This window comes from Ruegeria sp. AP11 (genome assembly GCF_056535865.1).
Window position 1 is genome coordinate 1,183,236 of the sequence record NZ_JBQFJB010000001.1, and the last position, 17,007, is coordinate 1,200,242.

Genomic DNA, 17,007 nt, shown 5'->3' on the forward strand with positions numbered 1-17,007 from the left:
TATTTTTGTAATTTTATGACCCAGCAGTTGCAGAAACTCTTTCTGCGCCTGCAAAACCCCCGTCGCGAGGGGCAGGCCCGGCCGCTGCGGCATAATAGGCCAGAAGCTCTGCACGCTCACCCGAGGGACGCAAAACCCCGTTACTACGCGACAAAATCTGGCGTTCGGTCAGTTGGTTAATAGCATCGTCAATGGCCTCACCCGTGTCCGGGTCCAAAGCATCACGACCCAATTCCAACAAACGGGCCTTGAGGTCGTGCTCGGCCATCTCACCCTCTTGCTGGATCAGACGACAGGCGGCAGGCAGAGGAGCGAAGGGGATCGCGGCACCGATCCTTTGCATCAGTTCACGCGCCAGATCGGTCATCAAGTCCCGTTCATGGGTGGCGCGGAAGTCCTGCAGCGAAATCGGAGTTGCATATCGAACCGACGCGATGCCGAACCGCTTGTAACGCCCGACCACACGCCGCCAGAGCTGTTTCAGGGTCCAGCGCGTGATTACCCCGATCCGGGCGCGGAAACGACGTTCGGTATCCTTCGCCGCCGCAGTCAGAACGGTATCTTCAAGAACCCGGTCATAGTTCAATGCAACCGGCACGAACACCACATCGCGGCCCTGTGGATCAGCAGCGTCCACAATGTATTTCAGCAAACCCAGCTTGGGCCGCCCCAGCTTGCCCGTCAGGCTCAGACCGCCCTCGGGGAACATGGCCTGGGTAACGCCTGCCTCGGTCGCATGGCGCACATAGCTGGCCAGCACCTGACGGTACAGATCGCTGCCCGATTTGCGGCGAATAAAATAGGCCCCCATTGCGCGGATCAGACGACTCAGCGGCCAGACCCGCGCCCATTCGCCCACTGCGTAGGACAAGGCGGAATGATCCGCAGCCAAATAGGTGACCAGCACATAATCCATATTGCTGCGATGGTTCATCACATAGATGACCGTCGCATCAGGGTCGATATCATCCAGCGCCGCCTTGTTCTCATAGCTGAGGCGAACGTTGTAGAAGGCATTGCTGAGCATTCGCGCAAGGCGGATCGCCACGCTGAAATAGGCAACGGTCGAAAAGGATGGCGCAATCTCGCGTGCATAGCGCCGCGCCTGTTCGGACGCGACCGCATCGGGCAGACCTTCTTCTTTCGCATGGCGCTGCACGGCTTTGCTGACCTGCGGGTCATAGATCAGCCGCTGAATCATGTCGTGCCGCCCCGCCAGCTTGAATGGCTGGATCGGACGTTGAAGGCGCTTGTTCAGCCGCGCGACCGCGCGCTCAAGCCTGCGACGAAAGAACCACCGCACCGACGGAAACAGGAAATGCGAAGCAAAGGTGACCGCGGCAAACAGCACGATCAGCACAAAAAGCCAAAGCGGAAGTTCCACGGTCTGGGTCATGGGCGCACAGTGCCATTATTTTCCACCACTCACAATCTGAAGAAACCGCCTTATGCCGCGACGCAGCGAATTGACATGTGTCGAAAATTACGATTTACCACCATGGAACGTAATTTTGTTGCTCACTCAAATCATGAGGCCCGCTTATGACGCAGATGCAGAAAGACCGCCCGTGGCTGATCAGAACCTATGCCGGTCATTCAACGGCCCAAGCGTCAAATGCGCTCTATCGTGCCAACCTTGCAAAAGGGCAGACCGGTCTGTCCGTGGCCTTCGATCTGCCGACGCAAACCGGGTATGACAGCGACCATGTTCTGGCGCGGGGCGAGGTTGGCAAGGTGGGCGTGCCAATCTGCCATCTGGGTGACATGCGGATGCTGTTCGATCAGATTCCGCTGGAACAGATGAACACCTCGATGACGATCAACGCCACAGCACCTTGGCTGCTGGCGCTTTATATTGCGGTGGCCGAGGAACAGGGCGCTGATGTATCCAAGTTGCAGGGCACGGTTCAGAACGATCTGATCAAGGAATACCTGAGCCGGGGTACCTATGTCTGCCCGCCGAAACCGTCACTGAAGATGATCGCGGATGTGGCCGAGTATTGCTATACCAACGTGCCGAAATGGAACCCGATGAACGTGTGTTCCTATCACCTGCAAGAAGCTGGTGCGACACCCGAGCAAGAGCTGGCCTATGCGCTTGCCACGGCCATCGCCGTACTGGATGAACTGCGCCCCCGCGTTCCGGCCGAGGATTTCCCGGCCTTGTGTGGTCGGATTTCGTTCTTCGTGAATGCGGGCATCCGGTTTGTCACCGAAATGTGCAAAATGCGCGCCTTTGTCGATCTTTGGGATGAGATTCTGCAACAGCGCTATGGTGTCGAAGACCCCAAGTTCCGCCGATTCCGTTACGGCGTTCAGGTCAACTCGCTGGGTCTGACCGAGCAGCAACCCGAAAACAACGTCTATCGCATCCTGATCGAGATGCTGGCCGTGACGCTGTCAAAGAAAGCCCGCGCGCGTGCCGTGCAACTGCCCGCATGGAACGAGGCACTTGGTCTGCCGCGCCCGTGGGATCAGCAATGGTCGATGCGGATGCAGCAGATTCTGGCCTATGAGACCGATCTGCTGGAATATGGCGATCTGTTCGATGGCAACCCCGCAGTCGATGCCAAGGTCGAAGAGCTTAAGGAAGGCGCGCGCGCTGAATTGGCAAACCTCGAGTCGATGGGCGGCGCGGTTGCCTCGATCGAGTACATGAAGTCCCGTCTGGTGGATTCAAATGCGGAACGGCTGAACCGGATCGAGCGCAACGAAACCACCGTCGTTGGCGTGAACAAGTGGACCGAGGGTGAGCCTTCGCCCCTGCAGACCGAGGATGGCGGCATCATGGTTGTTGATCCCGCCGTCGAGCAGGAACAAATCGGGCGTTTGAATGATTGGCGAACCGCCCGCGACGACGCCGCAGTCGAAGCGGCGCTTCGGGACTTGCGCGAAGCAGCCAAATCAGGGGCCAACGTGATGGCGCCTTCGATTGCCGCCGCCAGGGCGGGTGTGACAACCGGTGAATGGGCCGAGGAAATGCGCAAAGCCTATGGCACCTATCGCGGCCCCACGGGCGTTTCGGGATCGGTGTCCAACAAAACCGAAGGGCTGGAAGAGCTGCGCGCAGCAGTTGATGCGGTCAGCGACAGGCTGGGACGTCGGTTGAAATTCCTGGTCGGCAAGCCGGGCCTTGACGGACATTCGAACGGCGCCGAACAGATCGCCTTCCGCGCCCGCGATTGCGGCATGGACATCAGCTATGAGGGCATTCGCCTAACACCGGAAGAAATCGTCACCGCAGCCCGCGAAGATGACGCCCATGTTATCGGCCTGTCGATCCTCTCGGGCAGTCACTTGCCCTTGGTGCAGGACGTGATGGCCCGCCTGGGCGAGGAAGGCCTGGGCCATATCCCGGTGGTGGTTGGCGGCATTATCCCCGATGAGGACGCCGAAGCGCTGCGCGCAATGGGGGTCGCCAAGATCTACACACCCAAGAACTTTGAACTGAACGCGATCATGGGCGATATCATCACTCTGGTCGATCCCAAGGAATTGGCTGCGGAATAATCGCACGAGAGTTTTATAAATCTCCATTTCTATTTCTGTTAAAAAGGGAATAGACAGGGCCGGAAATCTAAATTTCCCAATGCCAAAGCGTTGGGAATTAACGGTCTGGAGAAATAAAATGGCAATCGATCTTGAAAAAATGTCGCGCAAAGAACTGCTTGAATTGCGCAATAAGGTCGAAAAAGCGCTGAAAGGCGCTGAATCTCGCGAGCGGAAAGAAGCGTTGAAGGCGGCTGAAAAAGCAGCAGCAGAGTTCGGATTTTCTTTGTCGGAATTGTCGCCGGACAGCGCGAAAGCTGCAAAGACCGGAAAAACGGCACCTAAGTATCGCAACCCGAATGATTCTTCGCAAACCTGGACGGGTCGGGGCCGCAAACCGAAATGGGTACACGATGCGTTGAAAGCCGGGACGGATATCGCTGATCTGGAAATCTGAGCGGAGGTCTTTGCCAAGATGACAATTCATATCGGTGCCGAAAAGGGCGATATCGCAGAAACCGTTCTTCTGCCGGGCGACCCCTATCGTGCGAAATGGGCCGCCGAGACCTTTCTGCAGGACGTCAGGCAAGTCAATGACGTCCGAGGCATGCTTGGCTTTACCGGTACGTGGAACGGAAATGCCGTGACCATTCAGGGCAGCGGCATGGGGATGCCGTCACTGTCTATCTACGTCAATGAATTGATCCGCGACTATGGGGCGAAAACCCTGATACGCATCGGGTCGTGCGGGGGCATGCAGGACAGCGTCAATGTGCGTGATGTCATCCTGGCCATGACCTCCACCACGCTCAGCACGCCGTCGCGCGGAATCATGAAAGAGATGAACTTTGCCCCCTGCGCCGATTGGGGTCTGCTGCAGGCCGCCGCGCAAGCGGCACAGGCCAAAGGCACACCAACCCATGTGGGCGGCATCTATTCATCGGACGTGTTCTACGACGAACGCCCGGACCTGAACGAACAGATGGTACGCCACGGTATTCTCGGGGTCGAAATGGAAGCGGCCGAGCTTTATATCCTCGCCGCCCGCCACAAATGCCGTGCCCTTGCGGTGCTGACCGTTTCCGACCACCTGCTGACCGGCGAAGCGCTGCCCTCATCCGAGCGCGAGCGCAGCTTTGGCGACATGGTCGAAATCGCGCTTGAGGCGGCGTTCTCGGCCTCGTAGCACCCCCAATCTAACGCCCATGCGTGCGATCATAGGCATTGCGCGCAGGGCTGCTCCACCCTTCCAACGCGCCTGCGGCGGGGGCAAAGACCTCGACTAGGAGTGGATGGCACGCCGCTGTATCCGATGAATGCTCGGACGAGCAATCGCCACCGGGGCAGGCGCTGAGATCGCCCAGCAGGTCAATCTCGGCGAAGAACTCCAGATAATCGCCGGGACGCACCGGTGAGGCCTTCATGAAATACTGACCGGAATCGCGGGTGAACCCGGTGCACATGAACACGTTCAGCACGTCATGGACGGTGGGTTCTGCCTCGGCCAGATCGACATTCAAGTGATCCGCCAGGGCGCGGGTCAGGTTCGAATGGCAGCACTGGTGGTACTGCGTCCCCGACAGCAGATTGCCGGTATAGGGATCACAGCGGGTGCCAATCACATCATGAACCGACCCGCCAAACGTATCGATACCATACCAACCAAGGGTATCCGCCGTGATCGTCGCCATCGGGCGCAAGTGCGGAAAGCTTGACCACATCCGTTCACCCGTCGTCAGATGCGTGCCGTGCAGCGCCCGTGTCTTGCCGGAATAGAACCGCTCGGACAGGTCGTTCAGGTTCCACAGGTTCAGGTCCCCGACCTGCGGCCCCTCGACCGAAGTGATGCGAAAAAAGTGCCCGGCGGGAACTTCGAAACAACGCGCATCACGCGCGGGTACCAGCACCTCATGGGTCTTTTGCGCTGTTTCGCGGGCGGCTTGATACAGTGCCAACTCAGGTTTTGGTAGGCCGTCAATGGGATAGCAGATAACAGGAGCGACGGCGCGACGGGCCTCGGCATCATGTGGCGGGCAAGTGGTGGTCTGAGATTCTGTCATGACCCGAGACTGGCTCAGTTCGCACGGGCGGAAAAGCCCAAAGAGTTTGCACCTGTCAGCCCTGCCCTTTCAGGCACCGGGTCGGCTCTTCATCCGATTGCGAAACCGCGCCGCAAAAACTGCAGCGCCACTGCCCCTCATCTCGGTGTTGCCGCCACCGACACTCTCGCGTCAGCGATGTGGTTCGGGATCGCCAGAAGAGATAAGCGAAGACACCGGCGGCAAGCAAAAGCAGTAGAACGGGCATTCCTCTGCTTTGCCGATTGGTCAGCGAATTTCAAGGTTGCCCAGGCGCTTTATGCGGCGTTGGCGTATTCGAACAGCCCAGGCTGCTCTTCAAACACCGGATGCTTGGGTTCGGGCGTGTAGTAAGCCCAGGCTTGCTCCAGAAGCTCCAGTGCTTCGGCGGCGTCGGGTTTCTTGTTTTCTGTGCTCATCGGAGTGATCCTGTAATCGTCCTGTCACTCCTCCCCCTCCAAACCATACGCCCGCCCGAAGGCAGGCACATCGTTCAATTTTGCAGACGGGGATTGCACTTGCCGCAAACCGGCAAGTGCTGCGTTCTGGGTCAGACCGCGCGTTCCACCATCATCTTCTTGATTTCGGCAATCGCCTTCGCCGGGTTCAGACCTTTGGGGCAGGTCTTAGCGCAGTTCATGATGGTGTGGCAGCGATACAGCTTGAACGGATCTTCCAGTTCATCCAGACGCTCGCCCGTGGCCTCGTCCCGGCTGTCGATGATCCAGCGATAGGCGTGCAGCAGCGCGGCGGGGCCAAGGTAGCGATCACCGTTCCACCAATAGCTGGGGCACGAGGTCGAGCAGCTTGCGCACATCACGCATTCATACAGACCATCCAGCTTCTTGCGGTCTTCGATCGACTGCTTCCATTCCTTCGCCGGGCGGTTGGTCTTGGTTTCCAGCCACGGCATGATCGAGGCATGCTGAGCATAGAAATGCGTCAGATCAGGGATCAGGTCCTTGATCACCGGCATATGCGGCAGCGGATAGATTTTCACGTCGCCCTTGATCTCATCCATGCCATAGATACAAGCCAGCGTGTTGATCCCGTCGATATTCATCGCGCAGGAGCCGCAAATGCCTTCGCGGCACGAACGGCGGAAAGTCAGGGTCGGGTCGATCTCGTTCTTGATCTTGATCAGCGCGTCCAGAACCATCGGACCGCAGGTATCCATATCGACGAAATAGGTGTCGACACGCGGGTTTTGGCCGTCATCGGGATTCCAGCGGTAAATCTGGAACTTGCGCACATTGGTCGCGCCTTCCGGCTTGGGCCAGGTCTTGCCCGTCGTGATGCGCGAATTCTTGGGGAGGGTCAGTTGTACCATAAGTTCCTCTCCTTAGAACGTCCGCGCCTTGGGCGCGATTTTCTTGAGGCTGATGCCACCTTCGTCTTCGGTGGTCAGCGGGTCAACAATGACCGGGCGATAGCTGAGTTCAACTTTGTTGCCTTCAACCCGGCTGACGGTGTGGACTCGCCAGTTTTCGTCGTCACGCTCGGTGAAATCCTCATGTGCGTGGGCGCCGCGGGATTCCTTGCGCGCCTCGGCCCCGACGATGGTGGCCAGAGCGCTTGGCATCAAGTTGGTCAGCTCCAGCGACTCCATCAGGTCGCTGTTCCAGACCAGCGAACGGTCGCTGACTTTAAGGTCGTCCATCTTGGCGGCGATGGCGGTCATCTTCTCAACACCTTCCGCCATCGTTTTCGAGGTCCGGAACACGGCGGCGTCTTCCTGCATGGTCCGTTGCATCTCAAGCCGCAGATCGGCGGTCGGGACGGCGCCGCTAGCGTTGCGCACCGCGTCGAAGCGGTCGAATGCCTTATCGACCGACGCCTGATTCAGAACCGGGTTCGGTGCTTTGGCGTCGACCACTTCGCCTGCCCGGATCGCAGCCGCGCGTCCGAATACCACAAGATCGATCAGCGAGTTCGACCCCAGGCGGTTCGCACCGTGAACCGAGGCACACCCCGCCTCACCCACAGCCATCAGGCCCGGGACAACAGCGGTCGGATTGTCGACAGTGGGATTCAGGACCTCTCCCCAATAATTCGTCGGAATGCCGCCCATGTTATAGTGCACGGTGGGCAGAACCGGGATCGGTTCCTTGGTGACGTCGACACCGGCAAACACGCGCGCCGATTCCGAAATCCCCGGCAGACGTTCAGCCAACGCTTCGGCCGGCAGGTGGCTGAGGTTCAGGTGGATGTGGTCGCCGTTGTCACCATGACCGCGGCCTTCGCGGATTTCCATGGTCATCGAGCGGCTGACATAGTCGCGCGGCGCAAGGTCCTTGTAGTGGGGCGCATAGCGCTCCATGAACCGTTCTCCTTCCGAGTTGGTCAGGTAACCGCCCTCACCGCGCGCGCCTTCGGTGATCAGACAGCCAGAACCGTAGATGCCGGTCGGATGGAATTGGACGAACTCCATATCCTGCAAGGCCAGACCCGCGCGGGCCACCATGCCGCCACCGTCGCCGGTGCAGGTATGGGCCGAGGTGGCGCTGAAATAGGCGCGGCCATAGCCGCCGGTCGCCAGCACCACCATCTTGGCGTTGAAGACATGCATGGAGCCATCGTCCAGCTTCCAGCAGACGACGCCCTGACATTGCCCGTCTTCGGACATGATCAGGTCGATGGCGAAATATTCGATATAGAACTCGGCATTGTTCTTCAGCGACTGACCATACAGCGTGTGCAGGATCGCGTGGCCGGTCCGGTCAGCGGCGGCGCAGGTCCGCTGCACGGCGGGGCCTTCACCGAATTCAGTGGTGTGACCGCCAAACGGGCGCTGATAAATCTTGCCCTCTTCCGTGCGGCTGAACGGCACGCCGTAATGTTCCAGCTCATAAACCGCCTTGGGTGCTTCACGCGCGAGGTATTCCATCGCGTCGGTGTCACCCAGCCAGTCCGAGCCCTTGACGGTGTCATACATGTGCCACTGCCAGTTGTCCGGCCCCATGTTCGACAGCGACGCGGCGATGCCGCCCTGTGCCGCCACTGTGTGCGAGCGGGTCGGGAAAACCTTGGTCACACAGGCCGTGCGCAGACCCTGTTCCGCCATACCCAGCGTCGCCCGCAGACCGGCCCCACCGGCGCCGACAACGACCACGTCATATTCGTGCGTTTCGTATTCGTATGCAGCCATTTCTTTCAGCTCCGGGGGTTAGAGGGCAATGCGTGCGATGGCGAACAAGCCGGCAGCCGCCGCACCATAAGACAGACAGGTGGTGAGGATGATCAGAACCTTCTCTGCCGTGCCATGCACATAATCCTCAAGCATCACCTGCGCGCCATCGGCAAAATGCTTGAAGCCAACGGCCAGCGTCAGCGCGGCGACAATGGCCGGGAACGGGCGCGCGTAATAGTCCAGCACCACGTCATAAGGCTGACCCAAAACCGGACCAAAGGTGAAGATGAACAAGGGAACGAGGATCAGCAAAGCCACCGAGCTGACTTTCATCCGCCAGAAATGAGCCGTTCCGGATTTCGCGGAACCGAGGCCAGCGGCCCGCTTGCGGTCGGTAAGATAACGCATGTCGGACCTCCTTTACGCGACGATCAACAGGGTCAGCAGGGTCAGAACCACCGATCCGATGACTACGGCCCATCCCAGTTTGGTTGCGGTGGGAATATCCAGACCAACCGCGTTGTCCCAGATCAGGTGCCGCACACCGGCCAGCGTGTGATACCAAAGACCCCACAGCGACAGCGCCATGACCAGATCACCCAGAACCGAGGTCAGCCACCAGTTCGCGCGCTCAAACGCGTCGGGCGAGGTTGCAGCCGCCAGAAACCACCAGACGATCAGCAGGCCCGCCACCAACATGGCATTGCCGGTGATACGGGTCAGGATGGATGTGACCGACGTCAGCTGCGGACGATAGATCGACAGATGCGGCGAAAGCGGGCGATTGCCCCGATTTACATCGGCCATGGCGGCTCCTTTTCGGTTGGCTACCGAACGTTTTACTGGTTTTTGCGACACTGTCACCTGCTGCGGGTGCAAAAAGGGTTAAATTCAGCGCGATTCCTCCAATAAGTCGAAAATGTGATCACGAGATTATTTTGTGTGATCACAAATAGCATTCAACCACATCAATGTTAGCGTTTTCAATGGAAAGACTATGTGATCACGAATCTATGCGCGGCTCATTCCAGACCCGCAGTTTGCTGCGTCACTTCGCGCAACAGCTTTTTTCGGATTCGCTCCGGATAGTCGACAAACCCGGCGGCCGAGACGACAAAAGCGCCCTCTCCGACGATGACGTTCTCAAAGAAATAGGCAGTCAGGTCCGGTTCGCTCTCTTCTATGGCGATGGCGTTCACGGTCACCCCCCGATCACGCAACCAGGGATGCAGCGTCGCCGGCTCGACCCCCTCGTTGGAAACGCCGTCACCCGACAGGTCGATCAGGTGGCGTTTGCAATCCGTCACGCTGTCGAAATGCGCGATGGTCATCTCAAGCGCCTCCCCGATCGCCGTCGAGAAGTTGCGCCAGACGCGCGGATCGGCTGCGACCTGCTCGGCAAAGCTGTCGAGGGTTGCGAAACTGTCGATCCGGGTCCACGGAATGGTGACCCGCTGACGCGAGCTGCCGGTCCATTGCACCAGCAGCAACCGGGCCTGTCCGCGCACCAAAGCCTCGGACACGACAGGGTCCCGCAGACCGGCCGCAAGGCCGTCCATCTGTATGCGGTATTCTTCAGTATCGACCGACCCCGAAACATCCACCGCCAACGCCAGAGCCAGATCACAGGCATTAGCCTGAGAGGCCAGACACAGGCTGGCGGTGAGCGCACGCAACATCATCATGCGTCAAAGGTATCACGGATTTAACAGCCCGTGATCACTTCAATGTCAGCAATCCAAAGGCAATGCCTACATGGGGATCAAGGCCCAGTAATCCAGATCCAGCAGGACGTTTGGCAGGTACTTGCCTTCCTCGTTGCGCAGGGCAAACGGCTCTCCGCCCTTGGTCGCGACCAGCCTCAGGCGCAGTGCGCCGACACCGGGTGTTGCGGTTTCGACCTTGTCCAGAACTTCGGACCACGCCTTGATCGTATCGCCCGCAAAGCACGGGTTGGCATGGGCACCGCCGTTCAGACCGACGATCATCTGCGCATTCGCCAAACCGTTGAACGACAACGCGCGCGCCATCGAGATCACGTGGCCGCCATAGATCAGCCGACCCTCGGGGCGGAAAGTCAGGTCGAAATGCACTTTGGCGGTGTTCTGCCACAGTCGGGTGGCCAGCATGTGCTCGGCCTCTTCGACGGTCACGCCATCGACATGATCTATCGTTTCTCCCGTGTTGTACGCATCCCAGCGGTGATTTTCGCCGGATTGTACAAAATCGTATTTCGAGAAATCGAGGCCCTGCGGCACCACCAGATCACTAACGTCCAGCACCTTCTTCAGATCAGGCACAACCGTCTCGGGGGCGGGCGTGTCGAGGTTCGATTTGCGCACCATCACCCAGCGCACATATTCGATCACCGCCTCATCCCGCTGGTTCAACCCGCGCGTGCGCACCCAGACCACCCCGGTTTTACCGTTCGAGTTCTGCTTGAGGCCGATCACCTCGGATTCGGCGCGCAGCGTGTCGCCGGGATAGACCGGTTGCAGCCAGCGACCCTCGGCATAGCCCAGATTTGCCACCGCATTCAGCGAGATATCGGGGACCGTTTTTCCAAACACAACGTGGAAGGCGGCCAGATCGTCGATGGGGCTTTGCGGCAGACCGCAATTCCGGGCGAACTCGTCCGAGGAGTAAAGCGCATGGCGCGCCGGGTAGAGCGCGTGATAGAGCGCGCGTTCGCCATCAGTCACGGTGCGCGGCACAGCGTGGTGCAGCACCTGCCCGATCGTGTAATCCTCGAAAAAGTTACCCGGATTGGTCTTAGCCATTATTGCTGTCCCAGTTTCATGTCAGGGGAATAGTCGTCCGAAACCTCTTTGGTCACGGCCTGCGCACAGCGCATCACGTTGTTTTCCGCATCAAAGGCGTAAGAGGGATCACCATACAGATCCCACCCTTTCGCCAGCGCCTCTGACACCTTGTGGCAAAAGGCCGACGTGTCTTCTTCCGTCAACAAACGATAAAGTTTCGCCATCTTATCAGCCCCTTAACCACCGAACGGAGAAGGGCCAACCAGCCCGTGAATATAGCCCACGATGCCCAGCAGCACAATGGAGCCCACAAAGAACATCGCATCCTTGCCAAAGGTGCCGGGTTCACCCGGTGTCCACTCGGGTTCGGATTTGTTGATCACGATCACCTCGACCACGGCCCAGGCCAACAAGCCGCCAAACAGCACGATCGAGGCCAGATCACCATTCACCAGCAGATGCGCAAAGGCCCAGAGCTTGAATCCTGCCAGCATCGGGTGACGCATCCCGTTCAACAGACGCCCTTTCTGGCCCGCCGGGCTCATCATATAAAACGCGATCAGGACCAGCAGGTTATTGACGTGGATCAGGAAGGTCGGCGGCGCCCAGACGTGGATGAAATCGGTCATGCGATACCCGAAGATCATCAACAAAACCGCCGCGACCAGCGCCAGCGCCACCGCGCCTTTGCCTGCATTCCCCATGGCGGCACGGCGTTCTGGCATCACGCGTTTGAACAGATGTGCGGCCCACCACAGCGCCACACCCAGAATCAGAAGAACAAAGCCCATTGCTGGCTTACCCCGCTTGCAAAGCTACTATCGCCTCTGCTTTTGCCAGAGTTTCACGGGCAGTTACAACGTGCAGGTTCTCAACAATCTTGCCATCTACGACAGCTACCCCCTGCCCCTTTGCTTCGGTCTCTTCAAAGGCGGCAATCTGACGGCGGGCCAGATCGATTTCATCCTCTGACGGTGCAAAGGCGGTATTGGCAATCTCGACCTGCGCAGGATGAATCAATGTCTTGCCGTCAAAGCCCATATCGCGGCCTTGCGTACATTCGGCCCGCAGCCCGTCTTCGTCCTTGAACGCATTATACACGCCATCGACGATGATCAGCCCTTCGGCCTTTGCCGCCAGCAGGCACAGACCCAGCGAGGTCATCATCGGCAGACGGTCGGGGCGGAAACGGGTCTGCAGCTCTTTCGCCAGATCATTGGTGCCCATCACAAACCCTGCCATCAGCGGATGCGCCGCGATTTCTGCGGCGTTCAGCATGCCACGCGGTGTTTCCATCATCGCCCAGATCGGCAGGTCCCCGGTAATCGCGGCCAGTGCATCGACATCTGCGGCCGAGGATACCTTGGGCAACAGCACTGCATCCGCATCCATCTCGCGCACCGCCTCGGCATCGGCGCGGCCCCATTCCGTGTCCAGCCCGTTGATCCGCACGATCTTGACCCGCGCGCCGTACCCTCCGGCGGCCAGAGCCGCCTTGAGCCTCTGGCGGGCGTTTTCCTTTTCATCAGCCGCGACCGCATCTTCGAGATCAAAGATGATCGCATCCACTGGCAGGCTGCGCGCCTTTTCCAGCGCGCGGTCACGCGAGCCGGGAATGTAAAGTACCGAGCGATAGGGGCGTTGGCGCGTGTCCACGGGACTCTCCCTTTGAAATAATGTTGCGCGGAATGGGGCATTTTTTGACGGAAAGTTCAAGGACAAAATCGCCGCAGCGCAGCAATTCCGGTGCAAGGCGCAACGTGCGTTGCCTTAACGCGATCTCTTTCTGGCTACAGCACGCTGTTTTCAGGAAGGAATCGAAAGGGGTGACCGATGAGGAAGATATTGCTGAAAATGACAATCGGGCTGGGCATCATGGTGCTAGCCGCGCAACAGGTCAGCGCACAGAACTGCGCACCGCGTGAGGATGTGATCAAGCGATTGGTTCAAACCTATGGCGAGACCCGCCGCGGCATCGGCATTGCGCGCCAGGGTGCGGTGATGGAGGTGTATGCCTCGGACCAGACCGGCAGCTGGACCATTGTTGTGACCCTGCCCGAAGGTGTGACCTGTCTGATCGCCTCGGGCCAGTCGTTTGAGGCGCTGGCCGAAGCCTTGCCGCCCAACGCTTAAGTCAGAGCATCCCAGATCAGCTTGGTTCCGGTCAGGGTCAGCAGCACATAGGCGATGTTGAAGAACACGCGTTCGGACAGCATGAAATGCGCCCGAACGCCCAGCCACGCCCCGAGGATTGCGAACGGCGTCAACAACAGATCGGCCAATGCGGTGTGCCATGTGAAAAGACCCAGATACGCGAACGGGACAAATTTCACGGCGTTGATCACCCAGAAGACCAGAACGGTCGAGGCCTGAAACTCGGTCTTCGACAAGCGTTGGGACAGCAGGTAGACGGCGGCGGGCGGGCCGCCTGCATGGCTGACAAAGCTGGTGAACCCGGCGACAAGCCCGGCAAACAGCCCGGCCGGGGGCGGCAGACGATTGGCAAAGCCGCGCACCCAGCCGCTGGTCTGGGCGATGTGCCAGATCACGAAACTGACCGAGATCCCTCCGATCAGCAGACGCAGCAGGTCGTCATCGGTGGCGCGATAGAGCCATGCGCCCAGCGCGATACCGGGCACAGCGCCGAGGATCAGAAGGCGAGAATCCGGCCAGCTCCACCGTTTCCAGTAGGGTTTCAGCGTGGCCAGATCGATCACCATCAGGATCGGCAGCATCAGCGCCAGCGCCTGCCCCGGCGTCAGGATCAGCGCCAGAATCGAAGACGACGCAAAGGCCACGCCCGAGCCGAAGCCGCCTTTCGAGATACCCGCAAAGATCACCGCAGGGATCGCCACGGCAAAAAACATCAGGTTCATTTCGAACATCGGGCATTCCGGAAATAGGCATGACTCACAGGTGGTTTAGCGCAATCGGTGCGGGTGGCGCAAACGGTATGCGGTCGCATGCCGCGCCGCAGGAGGCTTGCGCGACGTCGTTTTTGCGACTAGCACATCCGCGATTTGAAAACCCATCGGAGATATTCCAAATGGCCAGACCCAAGATCGCGCTGATCGGCGCAGGTCAGATCGGCGGCACGCTCGCCCACCTCGCTGCAATGAAAGAACTTGGGGATGTCGTGCTGTTCGACATCGCCGAAGGCACCCCGGAAGGCAAGGCGCTGGACATCGCCGAATCCGGTCCCTCGGAAGGCTTCGACGCCAAGCTGAAAGGCACCCAGTCCTATGAAGACATCGCCGGTGCCGACGTCTGCATCGTCACCGCTGGTGTGCCGCGCAAACCGGGCATGAGCCGCGACGACCTGCTGGGCATCAACCTGAAGGTCATGAAATCAGTCGGTGAAGGCATCGCCGCAAACGCTCCGGATGCGTTCGTCATCTGCATCACCAACCCACTGGACGCGATGGTCTGGGCCCTGCGTGAATTCTCGGGCCTGCCACACAACAAAGTCTGTGGCATGGCGGGCGTTCTGGACTCGGGCCGTTTCGCGCATTTCCTGTCGGAAGAGTTCAACGTCTCGATGCGCGACGTCACGGCTTTCGTCCTGGGCGGTCACGGTGACACGATGGTGCCCTCGGTGCGGTATTCGACCGTTGCCGGTATCCCGCTGCCCGATCTGGTCGAGATAGGCTGGACCACGCAGGAAAAACTGGACGCCATCGTTCAGCGCACCCGCGACGGCGGTGCCGAGATTGTCGGCCTGCTGAAAACCGGCTCGGCCTTCTATGCGCCCGCCACCTCGGCGATCGAAATGGCCGAAGCCTATCTGAAAGACCAGAAACGCGTTCTGCCCTGTGCGGCCTATTGCAACGGCGAACTGGGCGTTGACGGCATGTATGTCGGTGTGCCCACCGTGATCGGCGCAGGCGGCATCGAGCGTGTTGTCGACATCAAGCTGAACGAAGAAGAGCAGGCCGGTTTCGACAACTCGGTCAACGCCGTGAAGGGTCTGATCGAGGCCTGCAAAGGGATCGACAGTTCGCTGGCCTGATCGTCAGCATTTGTGAATTTGAAACCGGCCCCTGAGCGGGCCGGTTTTCTTTTGGGTCCCGCGCGACGGGTGCGAGGATGTTGGCGCAAACGTTACAAATCTCACTTATGAATGTGATTTCCTTGTACGAACCCATACAATCGAATCAAACTTACGCTCGCCGCATGCTTTGTGATCACACCCCAAAAACCTGTGATCACAAATACTGAAAATCTTCGACAATTTCCCGTGACAGGTCAAAAAACTCTTTAAACTTGACCCTTAGACACCCCTATAACGGGGTAATCGTAGTCAGACGGGACAGTTTCGATGAATATTCACGAATATCAGGCCAAAGCTCTTTTGCGCAGCTATGGCGCTCCGGTCTCCGACGGTCGCGCGGTTCTGCGCGCCGAGGAAGCCAAAACCGCAGCCGGTGAACTGGATGGGCCGCTTTGGGTTGTCAAGGCTCAGATCCACGCAGGTGGACGTGGCAAGGGCAGCTTCAAAGAGACCGACGCGGGTGAAAAAGGCGGTGTCCGTCTGACCAAATCGGTGGAAGAAGCCGCCGAGGAAGCCAAGAAGATGCTGGGCCGCACGCTGGTCACCCATCAGACCGGCCCCGCAGGCAAGCAGGTCAACCGCATTTATATCGAGGCCGGATCCGGCATCGAGCGCGAACTGTACCTGGCCCTGCTGGTGGATCGCCAGACCAGCCGCATCTCGTTCGTGTGCTCGACCGAAGGCGGCATGGATATCGAGGAAGTGGCCGCTGCCACGCCCGAAAAAATCCTCTCATTCTCGGTTGACCCCGCGACCGGCTATCAGGCTTATCACGGCCGCCGCATCGCGTTCTCGCTGGGTCTGCAAGGCGCACAAGTCAAGCAATGCGTCAAACTGATGAACCAGCTCTATAATGCCTTCGTTGAGAAGGACATGGAGATGCTGGAAATCAACCCGCTGATCGTCTCGGACAGCGGCGACCTGAAAGTGCTGGACGCCAAGGTCGGCTTTGACGGCAACGCGGTCTACCGCCACCCGGATATCGCAGAACTGCGCGACACGACCGAGGAAGACCCCAAAGAACTGGAAGCGTCGAAATACGACCTGAACTATATCGCGCTGGATGGTGAGATCGGCTGCATGGTCAACGGTGCCGGTCTGGCCATGGCGACGATGGACATCATCAAGCTGTACGGGGCCGAGCCTGCCAACTTCCTCGACGTGGGTGGCGGTGCCACCAAAGAGAAAGTGACCGAGGCGTTCAAGATCATCACCTCCGACCCACAGGTCAAAGGCATTTTGGTCAATATCTTCGGCGGCATCATGCGCTGTGATGTGATTGCCGAGGGCGTTGTCGCCGCGGTGAAAGAGGTCGGCCTGCAGGTTCCGCTGGTCGTGCGTCTGGAAGGCACCAATGTCGAGAAAGGCAAAGAGATCATCAACACCTCTGGCCTGGACGTGATCGCGGCGGACAACCTGAAAGACGGTGCCGAGAAGATCGTGAAGGCCGTCAAAGGCTGAGTGTCATCCCGTAGGGTGGGCTTCAGCCCACCTTTC

19 protein-coding genes are annotated in these 17,007 nt (G+C 59.1%); 6 read left to right on the forward strand and 13 right to left on the reverse strand.

Features of this window, described 5'->3' with window-relative positions:
• Nucleotides 1-13: 13 nt before the first annotated feature.
• Nucleotides 14-1,396: a 1-acyl-sn-glycerol-3-phosphate acyltransferase gene (locus ACR3E4_RS06140; protein ID WP_480533233.1), complete on the reverse strand. Its 1,383-nt coding sequence runs from the start codon at nucleotides 1,394-1,396 to the stop codon at nucleotides 14-16.
• A 146-nt stretch (nucleotides 1,397-1,542) separates the two neighbouring features.
• On the opposite strand from ACR3E4_RS06140, the gene ACR3E4_RS06145 reads away from it, so the two are divergent.
• The 3 genes from ACR3E4_RS06145 (at nucleotide 1,543) to deoD (ending at nucleotide 4,675) form a co-directional block, all read left to right on the forward strand.
• Nucleotides 1,543-3,510, forward strand: coding sequence for a methylmalonyl-CoA mutase family protein (locus tag ACR3E4_RS06145; RefSeq protein ID WP_480533235.1), 1,968 nt, complete (start codon nucleotides 1,543-1,545; stop codon nucleotides 3,508-3,510).
• Nucleotides 3,511-3,628: 118 nt separating this feature from the next.
• Complete coding sequence (locus tag ACR3E4_RS06150) at nucleotides 3,629-3,946, forward strand: H-NS histone family protein (RefSeq protein WP_480533766.1); 318 nt, start codon at nucleotides 3,629-3,631, stop codon at nucleotides 3,944-3,946.
• Between the two features lie 18 nt (nucleotides 3,947-3,964).
• Entirely contained in the window at nucleotides 3,965-4,675 is a 711-nt protein-coding gene (deoD, locus tag ACR3E4_RS06155; protein ID WP_480533237.1) for a purine-nucleoside phosphorylase, read from the forward strand.
• A 10-nt stretch (nucleotides 4,676-4,685) separates the two neighbouring features.
• On the opposite strand, the gene ACR3E4_RS06160 is transcribed toward deoD, so the two are convergent.
• The 11 genes from ACR3E4_RS06160 to ACR3E4_RS06210 form a co-directional block, all read right to left on the reverse strand.
• A complete protein-coding gene (locus ACR3E4_RS06160; protein ID WP_480533239.1) occupies nucleotides 4,686-5,549 on the reverse strand; it encodes an urea carboxylase-associated family protein in 864 nt (287 codons plus the stop codon).
• 296 nt (nucleotides 5,550-5,845) lie between these two features.
• The gene (locus ACR3E4_RS06165) at nucleotides 5,846-5,986 is read right to left on the reverse strand and encodes a hypothetical protein (RefSeq protein WP_480533241.1); all 141 of its coding nucleotides are present in this window, start codon (nucleotides 5,984-5,986) and stop codon (nucleotides 5,846-5,848) included.
• 131 nt (nucleotides 5,987-6,117) lie between these two features.
• Nucleotides 6,118-6,897, reverse strand: coding sequence for a succinate dehydrogenase iron-sulfur subunit (locus ACR3E4_RS06170; protein ID WP_480533243.1), 780 nt, complete (start codon nucleotides 6,895-6,897; stop codon nucleotides 6,118-6,120).
• 12 nt (nucleotides 6,898-6,909) lie between these two features.
• A complete protein-coding gene (sdhA, locus tag ACR3E4_RS06175) occupies nucleotides 6,910-8,715 on the reverse strand; it encodes a succinate dehydrogenase flavoprotein subunit (RefSeq protein WP_480533245.1) in 1,806 nt (601 codons plus the stop codon).
• 18 nt (nucleotides 8,716-8,733) lie between these two features.
• The gene (gene sdhD, locus ACR3E4_RS06180) at nucleotides 8,734-9,105 is read right to left on the reverse strand and encodes a succinate dehydrogenase, hydrophobic membrane anchor protein (RefSeq protein WP_480533247.1); all 372 of its coding nucleotides are present in this window, start codon (nucleotides 9,103-9,105) and stop codon (nucleotides 8,734-8,736) included.
• Between the two features lie 12 nt (nucleotides 9,106-9,117).
• Nucleotides 9,118-9,504 (reverse strand): succinate dehydrogenase, cytochrome b556 subunit, encoded by a 387-nt coding sequence (sdhC, locus tag ACR3E4_RS06185; RefSeq protein ID WP_480533249.1) that lies wholly within the window; start codon nucleotides 9,502-9,504, stop codon nucleotides 9,118-9,120.
• Nucleotides 9,505-9,719: 215 nt separating this feature from the next.
• Nucleotides 9,720-10,382 (reverse strand): DUF1194 domain-containing protein, encoded by a 663-nt coding sequence (locus ACR3E4_RS06190; RefSeq protein WP_480533251.1) that lies wholly within the window; start codon nucleotides 10,380-10,382, stop codon nucleotides 9,720-9,722.
• A gap of 66 nt (nucleotides 10,383-10,448) precedes the next feature.
• Complete coding sequence (locus ACR3E4_RS06195; RefSeq protein WP_480533253.1) at nucleotides 10,449-11,477, reverse strand: MaoC family dehydratase; 1,029 nt, start codon at nucleotides 11,475-11,477, stop codon at nucleotides 10,449-10,451.
• Nucleotides 11,477-11,683: a DUF1737 domain-containing protein gene (locus ACR3E4_RS06200; protein WP_480533255.1), complete on the reverse strand. Its 207-nt coding sequence runs from the start codon at nucleotides 11,681-11,683 to the stop codon at nucleotides 11,477-11,479. The genes ACR3E4_RS06195 and ACR3E4_RS06200 overlap by 1 nt, the downstream gene beginning before the upstream one ends.
• Before the next feature lie 12 nt (nucleotides 11,684-11,695).
• Nucleotides 11,696-12,250, reverse strand: coding sequence for an NnrU family protein (locus ACR3E4_RS06205; RefSeq protein WP_480533257.1), 555 nt, complete (start codon nucleotides 12,248-12,250; stop codon nucleotides 11,696-11,698).
• A 7-nt stretch (nucleotides 12,251-12,257) separates the two neighbouring features.
• Nucleotides 12,258-13,115, reverse strand: a complete 858-nt coding sequence (locus ACR3E4_RS06210) for an HpcH/HpaI aldolase/citrate lyase family protein (protein WP_480533259.1) — start codon at nucleotides 13,113-13,115, stop codon at nucleotides 12,258-12,260.
• Nucleotides 13,116-13,292: 177 nt separating this feature from the next.
• On the opposite strand from ACR3E4_RS06210, the gene ACR3E4_RS06215 reads away from it, so the two are divergent.
• A complete protein-coding gene (locus tag ACR3E4_RS06215; RefSeq protein WP_480533260.1) occupies nucleotides 13,293-13,592 on the forward strand; it encodes a hypothetical protein in 300 nt (99 codons plus the stop codon).
• On the opposite strand, the gene ACR3E4_RS06220 is transcribed toward ACR3E4_RS06215, so the two are convergent.
• Nucleotides 13,589-14,344 carry a sulfite exporter TauE/SafE family protein gene (locus tag ACR3E4_RS06220; RefSeq protein ID WP_480533262.1) on the reverse strand — a complete coding sequence of 252 codons (756 nt, stop codon included), beginning with the start codon at nucleotides 14,342-14,344 and terminating at the stop codon, nucleotides 13,589-13,591. The two genes, ACR3E4_RS06215 and ACR3E4_RS06220, sit on opposite strands and share 4 nt — an antisense overlap.
• Before the next feature lie 161 nt (nucleotides 14,345-14,505).
• On the opposite strand from ACR3E4_RS06220, the gene mdh reads away from it, so the two are divergent.
• On the forward strand, nucleotides 14,506-15,468 hold the full coding sequence (gene mdh, locus ACR3E4_RS06225) for a malate dehydrogenase (protein ID WP_480533264.1): 963 nt from the start codon (nucleotides 14,506-14,508) through the stop codon (nucleotides 15,466-15,468).
• Between the two features lie 309 nt (nucleotides 15,469-15,777).
• On the forward strand, nucleotides 15,778-16,971 hold the full coding sequence (gene sucC, locus ACR3E4_RS06230; protein ID WP_480533266.1) for an ADP-forming succinate--CoA ligase subunit beta: 1,194 nt from the start codon (nucleotides 15,778-15,780) through the stop codon (nucleotides 16,969-16,971).
• The last annotated feature ends 36 nt before the right edge of the window (nucleotides 16,972-17,007 follow it).